Here is a 20,202-nt window from a genome sequence, read left to right as displayed (position 1 = left end):
ATGTAAGAAATTAGCAAATTTCAAATGAATGATTTGGCTTTCTTGCATTTTTTTTAAAATTCATGGGTCGCTAAAAGTCTATGAGGGACTACTTAAGTCCAACGGAGGAATTCCTTTGTTAAGTGAATTAAGAGTACTTGAAGCAATCGCCCCTGATGTGTTAGAGGTTGTAAAAAAAAGATACCGCATTATGCAGAATATTTTTTGGATGCAGCCGATCGGTCGAAGAAACTTAGCTGATTCATTGGGTCTCACTGAACGTGTGTTACGCAGCGAGACAGATTATCTTAGAGATCAGCGTTTGATAGATGTAACAAAGAGCGGTATGTTGTTAACTGAAAAAGGCGAAGGGCTATTGCAGCATCTCGAATTATTGATGGAGCAATTCACCGGCATGGATCAGTTAGAAAAACAGCTTGCCTCACTTTTTAATATTGAACGTTGCTTGATCGTCTCTGGTAACAGTGATGAGCAGGAGAAGGTAATCGGTGAATTTGGCGAGTTGGTTGATGAAGCATTGCAGCGTCAACTACCAGATGGCCGAAACATTATCGCAGTGATGGGCGGGACGACAATGGCCGAAGTTGCCAGACATGTCAGCCCGTTAGAGACAGTGAAACGTCATAATCTTTTTGTTCCAGCTAGAGGCGGTATCGGAGAAGCAGTATCGATCCAAGCCAACTCAGTCAGTGCATTAATGGCTGCAAATGCTCACGGTGAGCATCGTGCCCTATATGTACCGGAACAGCTGAGCGAAGAAGCGTATCACACACTGTTGAAAGAACCTTCGATCAGAAGTGTTTTGGCGATGATCAAAGAGGCAAATTGTGTGGTTCACAGTATCGGTAGAGCTGTGCACATGGCAGCTAGACGGAAAATGTCGGAAGAAGAGATTGTTCGTCTAAAACAGAAAAATGCTGTTGCTGAATCGTTTGGTTACTTTTTTGACGAATTCGGAGCGATCGTTCATAAAGTACCGCGTATTGGATTATCATTAGAAGATATCCAAAAAATGCCGACGGTTTTAGCAGTCGCTGGTGGCAAGAGTAAAGTCAAAGCCATTACAGCGTATATGAAAAATGCTCCAAAGCAAACGTGGCTCATCACAGATGAAGCTGCTGCAAATGAGATTTTAAAAGGGAAATCCCCTTTAAAATAAATATATTTTTTGATTCCATAAGGAGGAAATCTTAAATGACAGTAAAAGTTGGAATTAACGGATTTGGACGTATCGGACGCTTAGCATTCCGCCGTATCCAAGATGTAGAAGGATTGGAAGTTGTAGCTATCAACGACTTAACAGACGCTAAAATGTTGGCTCACTTGTTAAAATATGATACAACTCAAGGTCGCTTTAACGGAACTGTTGAAGTTCATGAAGGTTCATTCAACGTGAACGGCAAAGAAGTAAAAGTTCTTGCTAACCGCAACCCTGAAGAATTACCATGGGGAGACCTAGGAGTAGATATCGTATTAGAATGTACTGGATTCTTCACTTCTAAAGCAGCTGCTGAAAAACATTTAACTGCTGGTGCTAAACGTGTTGTTATCTCAGCTCCTGGTGGTAACGATGTTCCAACAATCGTTTACAACACTAACCACGAAACTTTAACTGGTGACGAAACAGTTATCTCTGGTGCTTCATGTACTACTAACTGTTTAGCTCCTATGGCTAAAACTTTAAATGATTCATTTGGCGTTGTTGAAGGATTAATGACAACTATCCACGCTTACACTGGTGACCAAATGACTCTTGATGGACCTCATCCTAAAGGTGACTTCCGTCGTGCACGTGCTGCTGCAGCAAACATCGTGCCTAACTCAACTGGTGCTGCTAAAGCAATCGGTTTAGTTATCCCTGAATTGAACGGTAAATTAGACGGAGCTGCTCAACGTGTTCCTGTTGCAACTGGTTCATTAACTGAATTAGTTACTGTTCTTAACAAAAAAGTTACTGTTGATGAAGTAAATGCAGCTATGAAAGCAGCTGAAACTGAATCATTCGGTTACAACACTGACGAAATCGTTTCTTCAGATATCGTAGGTATGACTTACGGTTCATTATTTGACGAAACTCAAACTAAAGTTATGACTGTTGGCGAACAACAATTAGTTAAAACTGTTGCTTGGTACGACAACGAAATGTCTTACACTGCACAATTAGTTCGTACTTTAGAATACTTCGCTAAACTTTAAGATTTATTCTAAACGAAAACAAATTGTCTGAAAAAAGGCGGGGAAGCAACGCGCTTCTCCGTTTTTTTCGTAAGTTTATCATTGGCTCTTTTATTGGAAAGAGTTGTATAATAGAAAAGATTTAAAAAAATTATTTGGAGGTTTTCTTTCATGGCAAAAATGACAGTTAAAGATCTTGACTTGAAAGACAAGAAAGTTTTAGTTCGTGTGGACTTCAACGTTCCTGTTAAAGATGGCGTGATTACTGATGACACTCGTATCAAAGCGGCGTTACCAACAATCAACTACATTTTAGAACAAGGCGGAAAAGCAATTTTGTTCTCTCACTTAGGTCGTGTGAAAACAGAAGAAGATAAAGCAGGCAAATCATTAAAACCTGTAGCTGTTCGCTTGAGCGAATTATTAGGTAAAGATGTAACATTTGTACCTGAAACTCGTGGTTCTGAATTAGAGGCAGCAATCGCAGACATGAAAGACGGCGACGTAGTTGTTTTTGAAAACACTCGTTATGAAGATATCGACGGCAAAAAAGAAAGCGGCAATGACGCTGAACTTGGTAAATACTGGGCTTCATTAGGCGACGTTTTCGTTAATGATGCATTCGGTACTGCTCACCGTGCTCACGCTTCAAACGTAGGGATCGCTTCTACTGGAATTCCGACTGTTGCTGGATTCTTAATGGAAAAAGAAATCAAATTCATCGGCGAAGCTGTTGAAGAACCTAAACGTCCGATGATCGCAATCTTAGGCGGCGCAAAAGTTTCTGACAAAATCGGCGTAATCAAAAACTTGATTCCTAAAGCTGACAAAATCTTGATCGGCGGCGGAATGACTTATACATTCTACAAAGCTAAAGGCATGGAAATCGGCAACTCATTGGTAGAAGCTGATAAAGTTGACTTAGCAAAAGAATTGATCGAAGCAGCTGGCGACAAATTAGTTTTACCAGTTGATTCAATCACAGCGGCTGAATTCTCAAATGATGTTCCAACTGAAGAACATACTGGTGATGTTCCTGCAGGACAAATGGGACTTGATATTGGACCAGAATCAATCGCTTTATTCGCTCAAACATTAGAAGGTGCGAAAACAGTTGTATGGAACGGACCTATGGGTGTGTTCGAAATGAGCAACTTTGCAAATGGTACAATCGGTGTTTGTGAAGCTATCGCAAATCTTAAAGACGCTACGACAATCATCGGTGGTGGGGATTCTGCAGCAGCAGCTGAACAACTTGGCTTTGCTGACAAATTCACTCACATTTCAACTGGTGGCGGCGCAAGTCTTGAATTATTAGAAGGTAAAGAATTACCTGGACTAGCAGCAATCAACGACAAATAAGAAAAGTTTTTTTAGCTCGTTCAGTACCCAAGCAATAAGTCCAGAATTTTAATAAACTGTTTCTCAAGTTTCTTGAAATTCTTGCTCATTGTCGTAGGGAGCTAGCTCAAAAAACTAGACAATTAAAAAGGAGTTTATTTAAATGCGTAAACCAATTATTGCTGGTAACTGGAAAATGAACTTAACTGCTTCAGAAGCAAAAGACTTTGCAGAAGCAGTAAAAACAAAAATTCCTGCAAATGATAAAGTAGATTCAGTGATCGGATCACCTGCTTTATTCTTACAAGAATTAGTTGAAGCAGCAAAAGGCACTGAATTAAAAATCTCTGCTCAAAACTGCTACTGGGAAAATGCTGGAGCCTTCACTGGTGAAACTTCACCTGCTGCTTTAGCTGATCTTGGTGTAGACTATGTAATCATCGGCCATTCAGAACGCCGTGAATACTTCCACGAAACAGACGAAGAAATCAACAAAAAAGCCAAAGCAATCTTTGCTAACGGTATGTTGCCAATCCTTTGCTGTGGTGAGTCTTTAGAAACTTATGAAGCAGGCAAAACTGCTGAGTGGATCGAAGGACAAATCAAAGCTGGTTTAGCTGATCTTTCTGCTGAGCAAGTATCAAGCATGGTTATTGCTTATGAACCAATCTGGGCTATCGGTACTGGTAAATCTGCTGACGCGCAAATCGCTGACGAAATCTGTGGCGTTGTTCGTTCAACAGTCGAAGGTATCTACGGCAAAGAAGTTTCTGAAGCTGTTCGTATCCAATACGGCGGTTCAGTGAAGCCTGAAAACATTGCTGAATATATGGCTAAAGAAAACGTTGATGGTGCTTTAGTCGGCGGAGCTAGCTTAAAAGCTGATTCATTCTTAGCTTTATTAGAAGGCGCAAAATAATTTTTTAGAAAATTACGGTTTTTGTTTGCAACTACCGACGATTTTCACTACTATTGGTTATAAGGGTTTTTAATAACCCCTATTTACAAAAACAAATTTAAAGGAGAGACAAAACATGTCAATTATCTCAGACGTATACGCACGCGAAGTCCTAGACTCACGTGGTAACCCAACAATCGAAGTAGAAGTTTATACAGAAGACGGCGCATTCGGCCGCGGTATGGTTCCTTCAGGTGCTTCAACAGGTGAATACGAAGCCGTTGAATTACGTGATGGCGACAAAGCTCGTTACGGCGGTAAAGGTGTTACTAAAGCAGTTGATAATGTAAACAACATTATTGCTGAAGCAATCATCGGCTACGACGTACGCGACCAAGCTGCTATCGATGCTGCAATGATCGAATTAGATGGCACTCCTAACAAAGGTAAATTAGGTGCGAACGCTATTCTTGGTGTTTCTATCGCTGTTGCTCGTGCAGCTGCTGACTTCTTAGAAATCCCATTGTACAACTACCTTGGCGGATTCAACACAAAAGTTTTGCCTACTCCTATGATGAATATCATCAACGGTGGATCACATGCTGATAACTCTATTGACTTCCAAGAATTTATGATCATGCCTGTTGGCGCTCCTACTTTCAAAGAAGCTTTACGTTATGGTGCAGAAGTATTCCACGCTTTGGCTTCTATCTTAAAAGCTAAAGGCTTAGCTACTTCAGTTGGTGACGAAGGCGGATTCGCTCCTAACCTTGGTTCTAACGAAGAAGGTTTCGAAGTTATCATCGAAGCTATCGAAAAAGCTGGCTATGTACCTGGTAAAGACATCGTTCTTGCTATGGACGCTGCTTCTTCAGAATTCTACGACAAAGAAAAAGGTGTTTACGTTTTAGCTGACTCAGGCGAAGGCGAAAAAACAACTGAAGAAATGATCGCATTCTACGAAGAATTATGCGCGAAATACCCAATCATCTCTATTGAAGATGGCTTAGACGAAAACGATTGGGAAGGTACTAAGAAATTAACTGAAGCTTTAGGCGATAAAGTTCAATTAGTTGGTGACGACTTGTTCGTTACAAACACTGAAAAATTAGCGAAAGCTATTGATCTAGGTGTTGCTAACTCTATCCTTATCAAAGTTAACCAAATCGGTACTTTAACTGAAACATTCAACGCTATCGAAATGGCTAAAGAAGCTGGTTACACTGCAGTTGTTTCTCACCGTTCAGGTGAAACAGAAGATTCTACAATCTCTGATATTGCTGTTGCAACTAACGCTGGCCAAATCAAAACTGGTTCTCTTTCACGTACTGACCGTATTGCTAAATACAATCAATTATTACGTATCGAAGACCAATTGGGTGATGTTGCAGAATACAAAGGAATCAAATCTTTCTACAACTTAAAAAACAACCCATTTATCGGTAAATAATAGAGACAGACTTAGTTGTCTACTCTTCTGATATGTTACCCCTGACTAGGATTTAAGGACTTTCCTTATCCTGTTCAGGGGTATTTTTTATGGAAAAGGAAAAGAACCGATTTAGCCTAGCTTAGTCATTATTGCTAAAACTTCAAATGTCGCGTAGTAAAATAAGTTACTTTGGGGGCTAGACGATGTGTCCTGTTATGTGTTTATAATAGAAGTAAGGAACAATTATCCGTCGTAAAGAGATTGGGAATCTATTTTTACGTTATATTTTTGGAGGAATTTATGAAAAAGATTGTTGGAATAGCAGTGGTATCTGCAAGTGTATTTATGTTAGCTGGTTGCAGCACAGAGAAGGAACAAAAAAGGGAAGCGACTATCTCACAGTCGTCTTCAGAGGAAAAAAAGAAACTTGAGATTATCTGCTTCAAAACGTTTGAAACAGATGAGTTGGGTAAAGCAATCATTACTGGAACAACCGAGCCGGATGCGATCGTTTCTATTGAAAATCAAAAGGAAACCGCAGATGAACATGGCTTGTTTCGCATAGAGTATCAATTATCCGAACCAAAGACTAAAGAATTGACATTGACTGCTAAAATAAAGAATGAAGAGACTGAGAAAAAGATTCAAATTGAGCCGTCAGTAAGCTATCAGCGATCTAAAGAGAGTTCCTCAACGGTTGCTGTAGCAGAAACACAGCCGTCTAGCGAAACTACTCAAGCACAAACAACCCCATCGACATCAGCTGAGCAGCCGAAGAAGGACGATCAGGTCGGACAGGTTTTAGTTACGCCAAATGGTGAAGCAGTCACGGTATTGCGTGTCCTGCCAAATGGAGAGAGAGTCGTTAGTGAGGAAACGTCTCAAGCGGATCTGAATAATGATGGTATCCTGACCTATGAAGAACTCGTTCAAGCAGAGAATGATTTAAACAAGCAAACAGAGGAAATAAGACGTAGACAACTTGAGGAACGAGAACAATAGTATTAAAAAAAGCTGTGAGAGCATTCTCACAGCTTTTTTTAAGCTAATAGTCTTGATGCAATGCTTGAAGAGCGTGTGCGACAGTAGGGTGTTGATCGGGACAATCTGTCTGTTCATCCCAAAGTTGATTGAACTGCTTTTCTACCTCTGGCTGCATGGAGGTAAAAATCAATTTTTGATTATTGATTACAGCGGTTGAGAAATAGTCAGCAAAGATATCCCTTGCAGTTAAATCAATACTTGGAACACCACGCAGAGAAAAGATGATCCCTTCTTTATCTACAGCCTTATCCAGTTCTCTTTTCAGCTGATTAGAAGACATAAAGAATAGTGGTCCAGTAATATAAATGACGACCCAATTAGAACCTACATCAGAATGTGACATTCCCATTCTCTGCCAGTCAATGCTTTCCGTAATAATGGAAATTTTCGCACTCTTGCTGATGAAGAAAACACAGCCGAAGAGGACTCCAATGACAATTGCGATACTCAAATCAAAAATAATCGTACTGAGCATGGTCACGAAAAACAAAAGAATTGCTGTTAGGTTTTTTTGCTGAATCATGGTTTTTATCGTTGTCCATTCATGCATACGCCAGCTTGTTACAAGCAACACACCAGCCAATGCAGTCATAGGAATCTGGGACATGATTGGTGCAAAAATAATCATGGATAAAAATAAAAAGAGAGCGTGAAAAATCCCGGCCAGTCGTGTTTGGGCACCGGATTTTATTGCTACACTGGTTCTAGCAATTGCAGCGGTTGCTGGAATCCCTCCAAAAAAAGGGAGGATCATATTGCCTATTCCTTGAGCAATTAATTCTTGATTGCTGTCAAGTTCTTTACCAGTCATTCTTCCTGCAGCGGCACCGCAAAGCAGGCTTTCAATCATTCCTAGCATGGCAATGCTAACAGCAGGGAACAATAATTGCTTAATTAATGGAAGATTAAGCGTTGCTAAGTGTAGTCGTTCACTGGTTAATAAGGAGGTTGGAATTTTCCCAACTTTCGCAACAGGCAGATTGAAGACAATGGTGACTAACGTGGCTAGAATAATTGCAACTAATGAAGGGGGTAAAATTTGACTCCATTTTTTTGGATAGAAAATCAATAGGAATAAAACGAATAGGCCTAATAAAAGTGTTGGAAAATCAGGCGTGAAAGCATGGCGGTAACTCATTAGCTTTGCTAACGCACTTTCTCCAGCAGAAGTCGTACCGAAAAAGTTGTCGATTTGACCTAGAGCGATAATAATAGCGATACCGGAAGTAAAGCCTGTAATAACAGGTGATGGGATAAATGAGGTAAGACCTCCAAGTTTAAATAATCCGGCAATCAATAAAATGATCCCTGCGATGAATGTAGCGACTAAGACACCAGCCAACCCCTGACTGGCGATAATACCAGTTAGAATAGCTGCCATTGCACCAGTAGGCCCCGAAATCTGATAGAAACCACCTGAAAGACTGCCAATAACGACACCTGCAATGATAGCTGTGATCATTCCGGCTGCTGCATCGGCTCCACTAGAGACGCCAAAAGCTAAGGCTAAAGGCAATGCGACTGCAGCAACAGTTAGCCCTGCCAATAAATCCTTTTGAAGTTTTCCTTTGGAGTAATGTCTAAACTCCTGTTGTAATAAACCCATGTAATGCTTGATCATAAAACACTCCTTTATAAAAAAATACGACAAAAGTCCGCAAGTAAACGGACTTTTGAATAATAATTAAAATCATCTTTTACTATAGAATAGAACGAATAAAAGTACAATGGTTTTCTAATGATTTTCATGAAACAAGTGATTTATCGCTATTTTTTTGCAGAGTTTCAGCATTTTTTTCACTCTTTTGATATACTATATTTGAATGAAACATACTTATAAGGAAGTGAAAATATGGCAAACGACGAATTGCAGCAGCATTTAGATAAAGGAAGGTACGGTTCGCCGCGGATCAATCCAGATGAGCAACGGAAATATTTAGGGACTTTTCGAGAACGCTGCTTTGTAAGTATGACAGTGCGAGAGATGAGCAGTAAACAAGACCGCGAACATTTGATTGAAGAAATCAAAAAGCATCCTGAAGGCAAGCTGTTGATTAATGGGGAAGTGAGCGAAAGTCTACAAAAGGACTTCATTGGTCTGGCTTCAAAAAATGCAACGGATTTTACTATCGTAAATGATGCAAAAGTAGAATCAGAGGACAGCATTGGCGTATTATTAGTAACAGATCATGCGGTAAATGAAGAAATCATTGATATTGAAGAAAAATATTCATCAAATCAAGCGGAGGACAATACAGAGCCAAAGAAGAAGAGAAGCTTTTTTAGCAAATTATTTGATTAAGGAAAATTAAGCAACTATTAATTACAGTTGACATTTTTCCAAAGTGTGAGTATTATACTGCTTGGGCACCCTTTTAGTAAGGGTCAAGTGTTTAGTGAATTCACAGCTCCCTATTCAAGTTGGATAGGGAGCTTTCTTTGTTTGGTTCTACGGATGATTTTTTTCGCTTATTATCAAAAAAGCTGAGAGAGTTCGTTTTGCCTTTCAAAGTGTATTTTCTAAACGTTTCCTGCAAACTAGTATGAAGGAGTTTTTTCATTTATGACAAAGTATATTTTTGTAACTGGCGGCGTAGTTTCATCAATTGGCAAAGGGATCGTGGCAGCATCATTGGGTCGTTTGCTTAAAAATCGGGGATTGAAAGTTACTATCCAAAAATTCGATCCATACATTAATGTCGATCCAGGTACGATGAGTCCTTACCAACACGGAGAAGTTTTTGTAACGGATGATGGTGCTGAAACGGACTTGGACTTGGGTCATTATGAACGTTTTATCGACATCAACTTGAATCAATACTCCAACGTAACGACAGGAAAAATCTATTCAGAGGTTATTCGTAAAGAACGTAAAGGTGAATACTTAGGCGCGACCGTTCAAGTGATTCCCCACATCACAAATGAAATCAAATCAAAAATCATGCGTGCTGCTAAGATGACTGATTCTGATGTCATTATCACAGAAGTCGGCGGAACTGTAGGGGATATTGAATCTCTACCATTTTTGGAAGCTTTACGCCAAATGAAAGCAGAGGTTGGTGCGGACAATGTGATGTATATCCATACAACGTTGATTCCTTACTTGAAAGCTGCTGGTGAAATGAAAACCAAACCAACACAGCATAGCGTGAAGGAATTACGTGGTTTGGGTATTCAGCCAAATATCTTGGTGGTTCGTACAGAGCAGCCAGTTTCTCAAGGAACCAAAAATAAATTGGCACAATTTTGTGATGTAGAACCAGAAGCAGTGATTGAATCTCGTGATGTTGAAACTCTTTACTCTATTCCACTAGCATTACAAGCACAGGGAATGGACCAAATTGTTTGTGATCATTTGAAATTAGATGTACCAAGTGCAGACATGACCGAGTGGCGTGCACTTGAAGAAAAAGTGTTGAATCTTAAAAAGAAAGTCAAGATTGCGTTAGTAGGGAAATATGTGGAATTGCCAGATGCTTACATTTCTGTAGTTGAAGCGTTGAAACATTCTGGGTTTGCATTTGATTCAGATATCGAAATTGAGTGGATTCAATCACAGGAAGTCACTCGCGAGAATGTTGCGGAAGTACTAGGCGATGCTGACGGCATCCTAGTTCCTGGCGGTTTTGGTGATCGCGGGATCGAAGGGAAGATCGAAGCGATCCGCTATGCTCGTGAAAACGATGTGCCATTCTTAGGTATTTGTTTAGGAATGCAGATGGCCTGCGTGGAGTTTGCCCGCAACGTTGCTGGACTTGAAGACGCGAATTCAGCTGAAACGGTACCAGATACAGCGAATAACATCATTGACTTGATGGCCGACCAAGAGAACGTGGAAAATTTAGGTGGTACTTTGCGTCTTGGTTTATATCCATGCAAATTGAAAAAAGGCAGCAAAACAGCGGCTGCTTACAATAACGAAGAAGTGATCCAAGAACGTCACCGTCATCGTTATGAATTCAACAATCAATACCGTCAATTGTTTGAAGAAAAAGGACTGGTCTTCTCAGGTGTTTCTCCAGATAATCGTTTAGTAGAAATCGTTGAGATTCCTGAAAACAAATTCTTTGTAGGATGTCAGTTCCATCCAGAATTGATTTCACGTCCCAACCGTCCGCAACCATTGATCAAAGGTTTTGTTGGAGCGGCATTGGAAAATAAAGAAGCATAATAATTTAAACTACTGGAAGATGCGAGCATCTTCCAGCTTTTGTGCTCTGGTATGAATAAAAGATCGAACGCTCTGTTGATTTTTTCTTCGTTTTTTGTGAAAAATGTTTCGCTTTCTGCACTAGTAGTAAAAAAAACCAAAAAAGTTGGAATGTAAAGGTTTTATCGAAAGGTTAGCAGTAGCAAAGATGGGAAAACTTTGATAGAATTAACACGTTAGTTAAGCATGGCTTAACCAAATAGTAAAACACTAGGAGGAATTTTTTATGCCAGTAGTATCAGGAGCAGAATTCTTGAAAGCAGCACGTAAAGGCGGATATGCAGTTGGTGGTTTCAACACAAACAACTTAGAATGGACGCAAGCAATTCTAAAAGCTGCAGAAGCTAAAAAAGCACCCGTTCTTATCCAAACTTCAATGGGCGCTGCAAAATACATGGGTGGATATAAAGTTGCTAAAGATATCGTCTGTAACTTAGTTGATTCAATGGGTATCACTGTACCAGTTGCAATCCACTTAGACCATGGTGACTATGAAGCTGCTTTAGAATGTATCGAAGTTGGCTACACTTCAATCATGTTTGATGGTTCTCATCTTCCTTTTGAAGAAAACTTGAAACTTGCTAAAGACGTTGTTGAAAAAGCTCACGCTAAAGGTATCTCTGTAGAATGTGAAGTTGGTTCTATCGGTGGTGAAGAAGACGGAATCATCGGTGCTGGTGAATTAGCTGACATCGACGAATGTGTTCAAATGGTTGCTACAGGTATCGACTACCTAGCATGCGGAATTGGTAACATTCACGGTGTATACCCTGAAAACTGGAAAGGTTTAGCATTTGACCACTTACAAGCAATCGCTGATGCTGTAGGTTCTGATGTTCCTTTAGTATTACACGGTGGTTCAGGTATTCCTCAAGAACAAATCCAAAAAGCAATCTCAATGGGCGTTTCTAAAGTTAACGTTAACACTGAATTCCAATTATCATTTGCTAAAGCAACTCGTGAATATATCGAAGCTGGCAAAGATAAAGAAGGAAAAGGCTTTGACCCTCGTAAATTGTTAGCACCAGGTGTTGCTGCAATCGTTAAAGATGCTGAAGAACACATTGACTGGTTCGGTTCAGCAAACAAAGCATAATTGATTTTTTAAGTCTCGGAGCGTATGCTCCGAGCTTTTTTTTGACTCAAATTTAAGATCTTTAAAAAATCCATAAATATTACAAAAAAATGAATAATTTTTACTGTTTAAGCGCATAAAACTTTGGATTTTTTCACCTACTAACCAAAAAAACTTCTAGCATGAAAAACCTGATTATTTTCTGCAATGATTTGAGAATGCTTCCTTTTTATACAAGCAATAATATGCTAGAATGGATAATGGTCTATAAACTTCAAAATAATTAATTAGGTGAAAATAAATGAGAAAAATTGAAATCCATGGCGGAAAGCCATTATCAGGTAATATTACAATCAGCGGCGCGAAAAACAGTGCAGTCGCATTGATCCCAGCAGCAATCATGGCGGATTCGCCAGTAATTTTAGAAGGTGTTCCCGATATTCAAGATGTTCACTCCTTGATCGAGATTTTGGAGATCATGGGTGCAGAAGTGTCTTTTGAAGATAATCGAATGGTGATTGATCCGAGTAAGGTTGTATCAATCCCAATGCCAAGTGGAAAAATAAATTCATTGCGCGCTTCTTACTATTTTATGGGCGCTTTATTAGGTAAGTTCGGTGAAGCAGTCGTTGGTTTGCCTGGCGGTTGTTTCTTAGGTCCACGTCCCATCGATTTGCATATCAAGGGATTTGAGAGCTTAGGTGCTGATGTTTCGAATGAACATGGCGTAATTTATTTACGTACAGAAGAAGAAGGTTTAACCGGTGATCGCATTTTCATGGATGTGGTTTCTATTGGTGCGACAATCAACGTGATGCTGGCAGCAGTTAAAGCAAAAGGCAAAACGATTATTGAAAATGCGGCTAAAGAACCAGAAATCATTGATGTAGCAACCTTATTGAATAATATGGGCGCGAAGATTCGCGGTGCAGGTACTGATGAAATTCGGATCGAAGGAGTTGAAGAATTACACGGCTGTGTTCATTCAATCATTCCTGATCGGATTGAAGCAGGGACTTATTTAGCATTGGCTGCGGCGATGGGGGAAGGTGTGACTGTTCATAATGTCATTTATGAACATATCGAAAGCTTTATCGCAAAGTTAGAGGAAATCGGTGTAGAGATGAATATCTCGGAAGATAGTATCGAAGTCTTGCCGTCAAAGAATTTGAAGGCTGTCGATGTGACGACTTCACCATATCCTGGATTCGCGACGGATTTACAACAACCATTAACACCATTATTATTAAAGGCACAAGGAACTGCTGAGATTATTGACACAATCTATTCAAAACGAGTCAATCATATCCCAGAGTTGGTACGTATGGGCGCGGATGCTCGCGTAGAAGGAAATTTAATTGTCCTAAATGGCCAAAGCAAACTGCATGGTGCTGAAGTAGTCGCTTCTGATTTACGGGCTGGGGCTTGTTTAGTTATCGCTGGATTGATGGCTGAAGGGAAAACAACGATTTTTAACGTGGAATACATTTTACGCGGATATGATCATATTATTGAAAAACTGACGACTCTTGGTGCTACTATCGAAATGATTGATGAGGAAGAGGCGGAATAATGAGCGATTATTTAACAATGGCGGAGCTTGAGAACAAGACGCTAAAAGAGATTTATGCTTATGCAAAGGATTTTAAAATACCTTATTACAGTCAAATGAATAAAAAGGAACTGTCATTAGCTGTTATTCGGGCACAGGCAGAAAAGCAAGGCTTCTTTTATATGGAAGGGGTCTTGGATATCGTTGGACAAGACGGCTACGGTTTTTTACGACCAATCAATTATGGGTCAAGTGCAGAGGATATTTATATTTCTTCTTCACAAATCCGCCGTTTTGGACTTAGAAATGGGGATAAGGTCGCTGGAAAGGCTAGACCTCCAAAAGAATCTGAGCGTTACTATGGCTTGATGCATGTGGAGAGTGTGAATGGTAAAGACCCAGAGGAAGCCAAAGAACGCCCCCATTTTCCAGCACTGACTGCTCTTTATCCTGATAAACAATTAATTTTAGAAACAACGCCTGGAAGATTATCTACACGAATGATCGATATTTTCTCACCTGTTGGTTTTGGTCAACGTGGGTTGATTGTTGCACCGCCAAAAGCCGGTAAAACAACGATTCTGAAAGAGATCGCTAATGGCATTACTGATAATCATCCCGATGTTGAATTGATTGTTCTTCTGATCGATGAACGACCAGAAGAAGTGACAGACTTAGAACGCAGCGTCAAGGGCGATGTGGTTTATTCGACATTTGATCAACAGCCGCAAAACCATACGCGGGTGTCTGAGCTGGTACTTGAACGTGCGATGCGCCTAGTCGAAGATAAGCGGGATGTCGTGATTCTAATGGATAGTATCACTCGTTTGGCTCGTGCCTATAACCTAGTCGTTCCACCAAGTGGTCGGACATTAAGTGGTGGTATTGACCCAGCCGCTCTTTACAAGCCTAAGAAGTTCTTTGGTGCGGCTCGAAATATCGAAGAAGGCGGCAGCTTGACGATTTTAGCCACAGCTTTAGTTGATACTGGCAGCCGGATGGATGATGTCATCTATGAAGAATTCAAGGGAACTGGGAACTTAGAATTACAATTATCTCGTGAATTATCCGAACGTCGGATCTTCCCAGCGATCGATATCAAGAAATCTGGCACGCGTAAAGAAGAATTACTGATGAGCCCAGATCGTCTTGAGGAAATCTTCAAACTTCGCAATAATATGACTGGCGACTCTCTAGAATATACATCACAATTCATCAATTTTTTGAGGAAGACAAAGAATAACGACGGCGTTTTCAAAGCTTTTAAAGATGTTTCCTTCGGTGGAAAAACGCCACGAAGAAATCAAAAAAGATAATTGCATTGTCGAATCATTCATGATAGTATATTCATGTTGTAAATAAATAACTCTGAACCAGCAAATGATTCAGGGCAAAGGAGCGAAAAAAACTATGAAACAAGGAATTCATCCAGAATATCATCCAGTTGTATTTATGGACTCAACTACAGGTTTCAAATTCTTGTCAGGTTCTACTAAATCTTCACAAGAAACAGTTGAATGGGAAGACGGAAATACTTACCCAGTAATCCGTGTCGAAGTTACTTCAGACTCTCATCCTTTCTATACTGGACGTCAAAAATTCACACAAGCAGACGGACGTGTCGATCGTTTCAACAAAAAATACGGTCTCAAAGATTCGAACGTTGCAGAGTAATAGAAACGTTGATATATCAGCTTTTGGCAGACTACATTACGGGTGTAGTCTGCCTTTTTTGCGTTTTGACCATACTTTTGACCATACCAGAATCGCCCTCATATTGCTCAGTATTCTTCATAAATTCCGCGAAGCGATTGGCTGTTTGTTCCGTCTGTCTCTTACTTACATGAGCATAGATGTCCATTGTTGTTTTTATATCTGTATGTCCCAATCTTGCTTGTACCTCTTTAATTGAAGCTCCTGATTCAAACAATAAGCTACAATGGGTATGTCGGAAGCCGTGAGGTGTAATATATTTTAGATCATTTTCAGTTACAATCATTTTGAGGTTGTGATTGATGAAATCTAAATAATAGGGAGCATTTTTTTCTGTAGCAAACAACAATTGATTTCCGTTAGGGATTCTTTTTATTCCAAATTTCAGAAATAATTCTTTTTGTTTCAATTGCCAACGCTTGATGATAGATAACGTGTCCACATCGAGAGAAATCGTTCGCAGACTCTTTTCTGTTTTAGGAACTTGAAATTCGAGCCGCCAATTTTCTACCGTAGCTAAGGTTTGCTTAACGGAAAGTGTCTCATTTTCAAAATCAATATCTTTCCAACGAAGCCCTAATAACTCTCCTTTTCTCAGTCCGGTAAATGCAAGAATATGAAACATAGGGTAAAGTGGATCTGGGTATTTTTTTACGACATCAAGAAACAAGAGTAACTCTTCTTTGTCGTAGTAAGGAGCTACGTAACGTTCTTCGTCAATCCTCTTTTTCCGTTTAGGTCTTATGACACCGTCCATCGGATTACTACGAATTAAACGTAAACTTATCGCGTATTTAAAGATGGATGTAGTCATTCCGATCAGATTAGAAAATTTTTTATAGTAGGAGTACCAATGGTTCACTTGTCTCTGACAATAAGGAATTGAAATTTTTGATATCCGCATATTGCCAAATAAGGGGAGTACATGTTTTTTAAGAGCAAGTCTTTGAGCAACATAGGTACTTTCTTTTACGGTATTTTTATATTGATCCAACCAATCTTTTGCCAACTCTGAAAATAATTTATTTGAATCAACTAACACATCACCTTCTTGAACTTGAAGCTGCAATCGAGTATACGCTTGTTTAGCAGCACGTAAACTTTTGAAGCCACGTTTCGTGGTATACTTCTTTTTACCGGTATTTTCGTCGATTCCAAGGTAAGCTTTAAACATATAGGCAGTATTGCCATTCTTCTTTTGATATTTTTTTATCATGTTATTCTCCTTTGATTACTCGCCAGTATATCGAAGGTCAATTTTCTCCTTTCTATCGAATAGCATAGGTAGATTCTTTCTTAAAGTCAACATGATGATTTCAACTTATTTAGAAACTCCTTTACGTCTTCTCGATCAAATCTTGTTTCCTTTCCAAAGGAGATCGTGCTCAGTCCGTGGATTATCCATGAATTTAGTCGCTCATCTCCAATGTGCAATATTTTCTTCATCTCCTTTCGTGTCGGATAGGGTGGTAAATCAATTGTCCCTTGTTGTGCCAATCCATTTGATTCAATGAGTGCGGTTTCAATTATTTGTTGTGCTATAGCGTGGATAATTTCATCATCCACTTCAATAGGTATTTCTATTTTCATAAAGGTCCTCCTGATGAAATGATTTTTCTATTTTTTTATTTTTGTATAATGAACAGGAACCTCAATAAAATCGAGTTCTCGCTCATTAGTATCTCCATGATGGAAAATGGGACGTCGTACTATGTAATCACTGCTGTAAATGACTTTTCTATTATTTATGTTATAAGGGCTGTTTGATAGTTTCTTTATAAGAGTGGGTGAGATAAGATTTTGTGATTTAAAGAATGCCTTCTTCTTATGGTTTTTTATTTCCAAGTCTTTATCAAAGTATTTGCTAATATAACGTCCGCGATTTTCAATACTGTCCACATCGATCTTGTTAATCTTAATATATCCATGTCCCCAAATCGATTCTAAACGTTTGAAAGGGATATAGGGAAAGTCAAATAGAATAAGGTGGTAATGGATGGCTCCGCGCTTTTGTAACTCCCATGTGGCTATATATTTCAATTGTGCTTTCTTTGTCTTGTATAGGTCGTAATTGAGTCGTTTGATGAATTTGTTGAACTCGTAATTTGCATAGTCAATATCTTCAACAGCTTCTTTAAAAGTGAGAGTTAAGAATTTGGTTTGTTCTCCAAAATTTGTATCCACTAACCGAGCGATTTCAAAGCGCATATTTTTATAGTATTGATTCTTTCTTTTCAAACTGTTGTACTGATCTTCTGAAGGAAGTTCATCATAAATTCTTTTTGAAGCTTCTTGCTCGTATATTCATGGAAATTTTTGTTTCTTCAAAGGATCATCCGACTTATTTTTCTTTGGGAGGATTGGTTCCGTGTATTCATAGATCTCAATATACGAGGGAGTTTCAATAATTTTTTGATTATATGGTTTCAAAAGTTATCGTTCCTTTTTTTGGCTATTCTGTTTTCAAAGGTCTGTAGTCTCTAATGCTAATTTGTTAAATTTCTCTAGATGTTGGTCTATAAATCAAGTTAAGTAGGAAGAAATGCTTCGCATTTCTTTGGTGGACTCCATCGTCTGCTTTTTTCGTTCGCAGCGGCGCCGGGCTTTTGTGCCCTACCGCTGTGAACGAAACCAGCCGCTGAAAGTTCCACCTTTATTTCGTTCATTTTCTTGCTTCAACTTTTCGATCTCCTCACGCAGTACTTCTATCGTTTGCTCCAATTGTCTCATTTTGATTAATGACTGTATGATCCTCTTCTCAAGAACTTTCCTCTCTATCAGAAATGACTCTGATACCATTGTTAACAATTCATAAGTGGTCAGGTGGTTGTAATACTCCTCTTTGTCAAATGATTGCTTCAAGGCTCGATCTCTGCCAATTTTTGGGATATAACTTGCAGCTTGATTAAAACGTTGGATATCCTCTTTTGAATAGACTCGCGTTTTTCTATGCTTGACGGAACGGCCGTGCCGATTATAAGTCATGAAAGGAAGCTGCTCATACTGGAAATGATAGTGACACTCTCTCTGAATAAAATTAGCCCACTTGTTAAGTGTCGAAACAGATTGGAGCCCCTGAACCTGAGGGAGGACTTCAGGTGCAGTGTAAGTCTTGGTTGGGCTCATTTGTTAGAGATTTCCACAAGAGCCACATCATCTGCTGTTGCTGTAAGACCATAATTAACGAAGTCCCCGTTTGCACGTCCCCAAGGGGTAATTGTGAGTCCAGTGAAACTTAGAGAGGCTAATCCTCTTTTTTTTAGCTCTTCATTTGAGATAACGGGTTGCTCATTTGAGCTTTTCACCTTTACATTTATTTTTTCAAAGCGTACTTTGGGTAAAATGCATTCATAGCTCCATCCTAGTATTTCTCCATCTTTATGCCACCGAGTGACTTGAACTACATTGAAAACCTTTTCGATATTTTCTTTAGGTAATTCCAAATCCGAAATTTTTAACATGCTGCTTCTCCTTTTTTTGATATACGATAAATTATACGATAGGTTTAAAAAAATAGCTGATCAACTACGATTTACATTATATCCGTTTTGTTATACGATGTCAACGAAAAAACGGAAAAATATATACGAAAATTTATATACATGTTATACTACCTTATATCATAGAATAGTAGCAGGAGGAATTTAAAGTGTTTGGAATCTTACAGCCAGATAAAGAAAAAGTTGGGCAACGAATAAAAATGGTCAAGGAGCGTTTGGATCTATCCTTCACGGAATTAGGAAATCGTTTGGGGTTAAAGAAGCCTACGATTAATTCTTATGTACAAGGTTATGCGTTAGCACCAATTTCAGTTATTGAACAATTAGCATCCATTACCAGTAAGCCTGCAGGATGGTTCTATTTTGGTAGTTTAGACACTTATATTTCAGACTACTTAAATATTACTGGTAACAGTAAATTAGTGGAAGAAAATCCCCAAGTGATACAGATGATTAAAGAGGATTTTTATAAGGGGGAGTCGGAAAATCCTATGTGGGAAAATGAAGTAGGCTATCCAGCAGAGGGATTTATTGATGATTGTTTTGCAGATGTGAAGTATGAGCTGTTAAAAAATTATATTCTTCAGATTATTATTGATGAAATAAATCAGTCAAATAAATTTAAAGATTCATCGATAGAAAATCAAAACGATATTTCTAGATCAATTTTAGCAAAAATATTGGACTACAACGAGGTCACAGGAGATATCCAATATGGTGAAAAGCAGAAAGTCACGAAGATAGCTAAAGAGCTATTGCAGGATTTTGAAGAAGAGGGAGCTGTAACTTTTTCAGATCAGTTTTTGGTTGGTTGCCTAATAAATATTTTAGATGATGATCGAGCAACAGAAAAATTAATTTCATTGTTGTCAGAAATATATACTGGGAAAGATTTTTCTTCTTTTTTTGGTGGGCAAGAACTGATAGAAATATTCAAATTGATGCGACCAGAACTAATTCATTTATATACCAGCAAGACGAATGAAGACTTTATAGAGTGGTTTGACAAATAAGGAGAAAGCTTTCTATAAAATACTAATTTTTCTTTGTTAAGTATCAACTGAGGTACTTTGTTCTTGATGTTAGAAACTAAAGTTAGTTTTTAACTTGATCATTGTCTTATTGTGGTATGATTTCATTTTTTTGTCGAGTTGGACTGGGTGAGTTCATAAGATGATTATTAATCTTTTACTAAAAATTTAAAGGTTTGAAGGTGTTTTTTATGGTGAAAAAGCAATTTAGTATTGTTGGATTTGGTTTAA

General features: G+C 38.8%; 19 protein-coding genes. 13 read left to right on the top strand and 6 right to left on the bottom strand.

Annotation, left to right across the window (positions count from 1 at the left end; genetic code table 11):
- Positions 1 to 115 precede the first annotated feature (115 nt).
- From IGI67_RS04850 to IGI67_RS04825, 6 genes are all read left to right on the top strand, one after another.
- Entirely contained in the window at positions 116 to 1,159 is a 1,044-nt protein-coding gene (locus IGI67_RS04850) for a sugar-binding transcriptional regulator (protein ID WP_207107863.1), read from the top strand.
- Between the two features lie 35 nt (positions 1,160 to 1,194).
- Entirely contained in the window at positions 1,195 to 2,196 is a 1,002-nt protein-coding gene (gene gap, locus IGI67_RS04845; RefSeq protein ID WP_207107864.1) for a type I glyceraldehyde-3-phosphate dehydrogenase, read from the top strand.
- Between the two features lie 150 nt (positions 2,197 to 2,346).
- Positions 2,347 to 3,537 carry a phosphoglycerate kinase gene (locus IGI67_RS04840; protein ID WP_207107865.1) on the top strand — a complete coding sequence of 397 codons (1,191 nt, stop codon included), beginning with the start codon at positions 2,347 to 2,349 and terminating at the stop codon, positions 3,535 to 3,537.
- A gap of 142 nt (positions 3,538 to 3,679) precedes the next feature.
- Positions 3,680 to 4,435 (top strand): triose-phosphate isomerase, encoded by a 756-nt coding sequence (gene tpiA / locus IGI67_RS04835; RefSeq protein WP_207107866.1) that lies wholly within the window; start codon positions 3,680 to 3,682, stop codon positions 4,433 to 4,435.
- 115 nt (positions 4,436 to 4,550) lie between these two features.
- A complete protein-coding gene (eno, locus tag IGI67_RS04830; protein ID WP_088932259.1) occupies positions 4,551 to 5,864 on the top strand; it encodes a phosphopyruvate hydratase in 1,314 nt (437 codons plus the stop codon).
- 282 nt (positions 5,865 to 6,146) lie between these two features.
- Positions 6,147 to 6,848 (top strand): hypothetical protein, encoded by a 702-nt coding sequence (locus tag IGI67_RS04825; RefSeq protein ID WP_429956935.1) that lies wholly within the window; start codon positions 6,147 to 6,149, stop codon positions 6,846 to 6,848.
- A gap of 43 nt (positions 6,849 to 6,891) precedes the next feature.
- On the opposite strand, the gene IGI67_RS04820 is transcribed toward IGI67_RS04825, so the two are convergent.
- Positions 6,892 to 8,511, bottom strand: a complete 1,620-nt coding sequence (locus IGI67_RS04820) for a SulP family inorganic anion transporter (protein WP_429956934.1) — start codon at positions 8,509 to 8,511, stop codon at positions 6,892 to 6,894.
- Positions 8,512 to 8,742: 231 nt separating this feature from the next.
- Between IGI67_RS04820 and IGI67_RS04815 the strand changes: the two genes are divergently transcribed.
- The 6 genes from IGI67_RS04815 (at position 8,743) to IGI67_RS04790 (ending at position 15,401) form a co-directional block, all read left to right on the top strand.
- Positions 8,743 to 9,192 (top strand): YueI family protein, encoded by a 450-nt coding sequence (locus IGI67_RS04815; RefSeq protein ID WP_207107869.1) that lies wholly within the window; start codon positions 8,743 to 8,745, stop codon positions 9,190 to 9,192.
- A gap of 261 nt (positions 9,193 to 9,453) precedes the next feature.
- Entirely contained in the window at positions 9,454 to 11,061 is a 1,608-nt protein-coding gene (locus IGI67_RS04810) for a CTP synthase (RefSeq protein WP_207107870.1), read from the top strand.
- A gap of 265 nt (positions 11,062 to 11,326) precedes the next feature.
- Complete coding sequence (locus IGI67_RS04805) at positions 11,327 to 12,196, top strand: class II fructose-bisphosphate aldolase (RefSeq protein ID WP_088932264.1); 870 nt, start codon at positions 11,327 to 11,329, stop codon at positions 12,194 to 12,196.
- A 280-nt stretch (positions 12,197 to 12,476) separates the two neighbouring features.
- Positions 12,477 to 13,748 carry a UDP-N-acetylglucosamine 1-carboxyvinyltransferase gene (locus IGI67_RS04800; protein ID WP_429956933.1) on the top strand — a complete coding sequence of 424 codons (1,272 nt, stop codon included), beginning with the start codon at positions 12,477 to 12,479 and terminating at the stop codon, positions 13,746 to 13,748.
- Positions 13,748 to 15,043: a transcription termination factor Rho gene (rho, locus tag IGI67_RS04795; protein WP_207107872.1), complete on the top strand. Its 1,296-nt coding sequence runs from the start codon at positions 13,748 to 13,750 to the stop codon at positions 15,041 to 15,043. The genes IGI67_RS04800 and rho overlap by 1 nt, the downstream gene beginning before the upstream one ends.
- 94 nt (positions 15,044 to 15,137) lie before the next feature.
- Positions 15,138 to 15,401 carry a type B 50S ribosomal protein L31 gene (locus tag IGI67_RS04790; protein ID WP_429956932.1) on the top strand — a complete coding sequence of 88 codons (264 nt, stop codon included), beginning with the start codon at positions 15,138 to 15,140 and terminating at the stop codon, positions 15,399 to 15,401.
- A 31-nt stretch (positions 15,402 to 15,432) separates the two neighbouring features.
- On the opposite strand, the gene IGI67_RS04785 is transcribed toward IGI67_RS04790, so the two are convergent.
- The 5 genes from IGI67_RS04785 to IGI67_RS04765 form a co-directional block, all read right to left on the bottom strand.
- A complete protein-coding gene (locus IGI67_RS04785; protein ID WP_429956931.1) occupies positions 15,433 to 16,656 on the bottom strand; it encodes a tyrosine-type recombinase/integrase in 1,224 nt (407 codons plus the stop codon).
- An 86-nt stretch (positions 16,657 to 16,742) separates the two neighbouring features.
- Positions 16,743 to 17,030 carry a DNA-binding protein gene (locus tag IGI67_RS04780; protein WP_429956930.1) on the bottom strand — a complete coding sequence of 96 codons (288 nt, stop codon included), beginning with the start codon at positions 17,028 to 17,030 and terminating at the stop codon, positions 16,743 to 16,745.
- 27 nt (positions 17,031 to 17,057) lie between these two features.
- Complete coding sequence (locus IGI67_RS04775; protein WP_429956929.1) at positions 17,058 to 17,678, bottom strand: rolling circle replication-associated protein; 621 nt, start codon at positions 17,676 to 17,678, stop codon at positions 17,058 to 17,060.
- Positions 17,679 to 18,053: 375 nt separating this feature from the next.
- Entirely contained in the window at positions 18,054 to 18,425 is a 372-nt protein-coding gene (locus IGI67_RS04770; RefSeq protein WP_429956928.1) for a hypothetical protein, read from the bottom strand.
- Between the two features lie 137 nt (positions 18,426 to 18,562).
- Positions 18,563 to 18,901: a hypothetical protein gene (locus IGI67_RS04765; RefSeq protein WP_429956927.1), complete on the bottom strand. Its 339-nt coding sequence runs from the start codon at positions 18,899 to 18,901 to the stop codon at positions 18,563 to 18,565.
- 188 nt (positions 18,902 to 19,089) lie between these two features.
- On the opposite strand from IGI67_RS04765, the gene IGI67_RS04760 reads away from it, so the two are divergent.
- The gene (locus IGI67_RS04760) at positions 19,090 to 19,953 is read left to right on the top strand and encodes a helix-turn-helix domain-containing protein (RefSeq protein ID WP_429956926.1); all 864 of its coding nucleotides are present in this window, start codon (positions 19,090 to 19,092) and stop codon (positions 19,951 to 19,953) included.
- Positions 19,954 to 20,202 lie beyond the last annotated feature (249 nt).

Source organism: Enterococcus sp. AZ196, from assembly GCF_050498845.1.
Classification (GTDB): domain Bacteria; phylum Bacillota; class Bacilli; order Lactobacillales; family Enterococcaceae; genus Enterococcus_A; species Enterococcus_A murrayae.
This window is presented reverse-complemented; position numbering and strand designations above follow the sequence as displayed.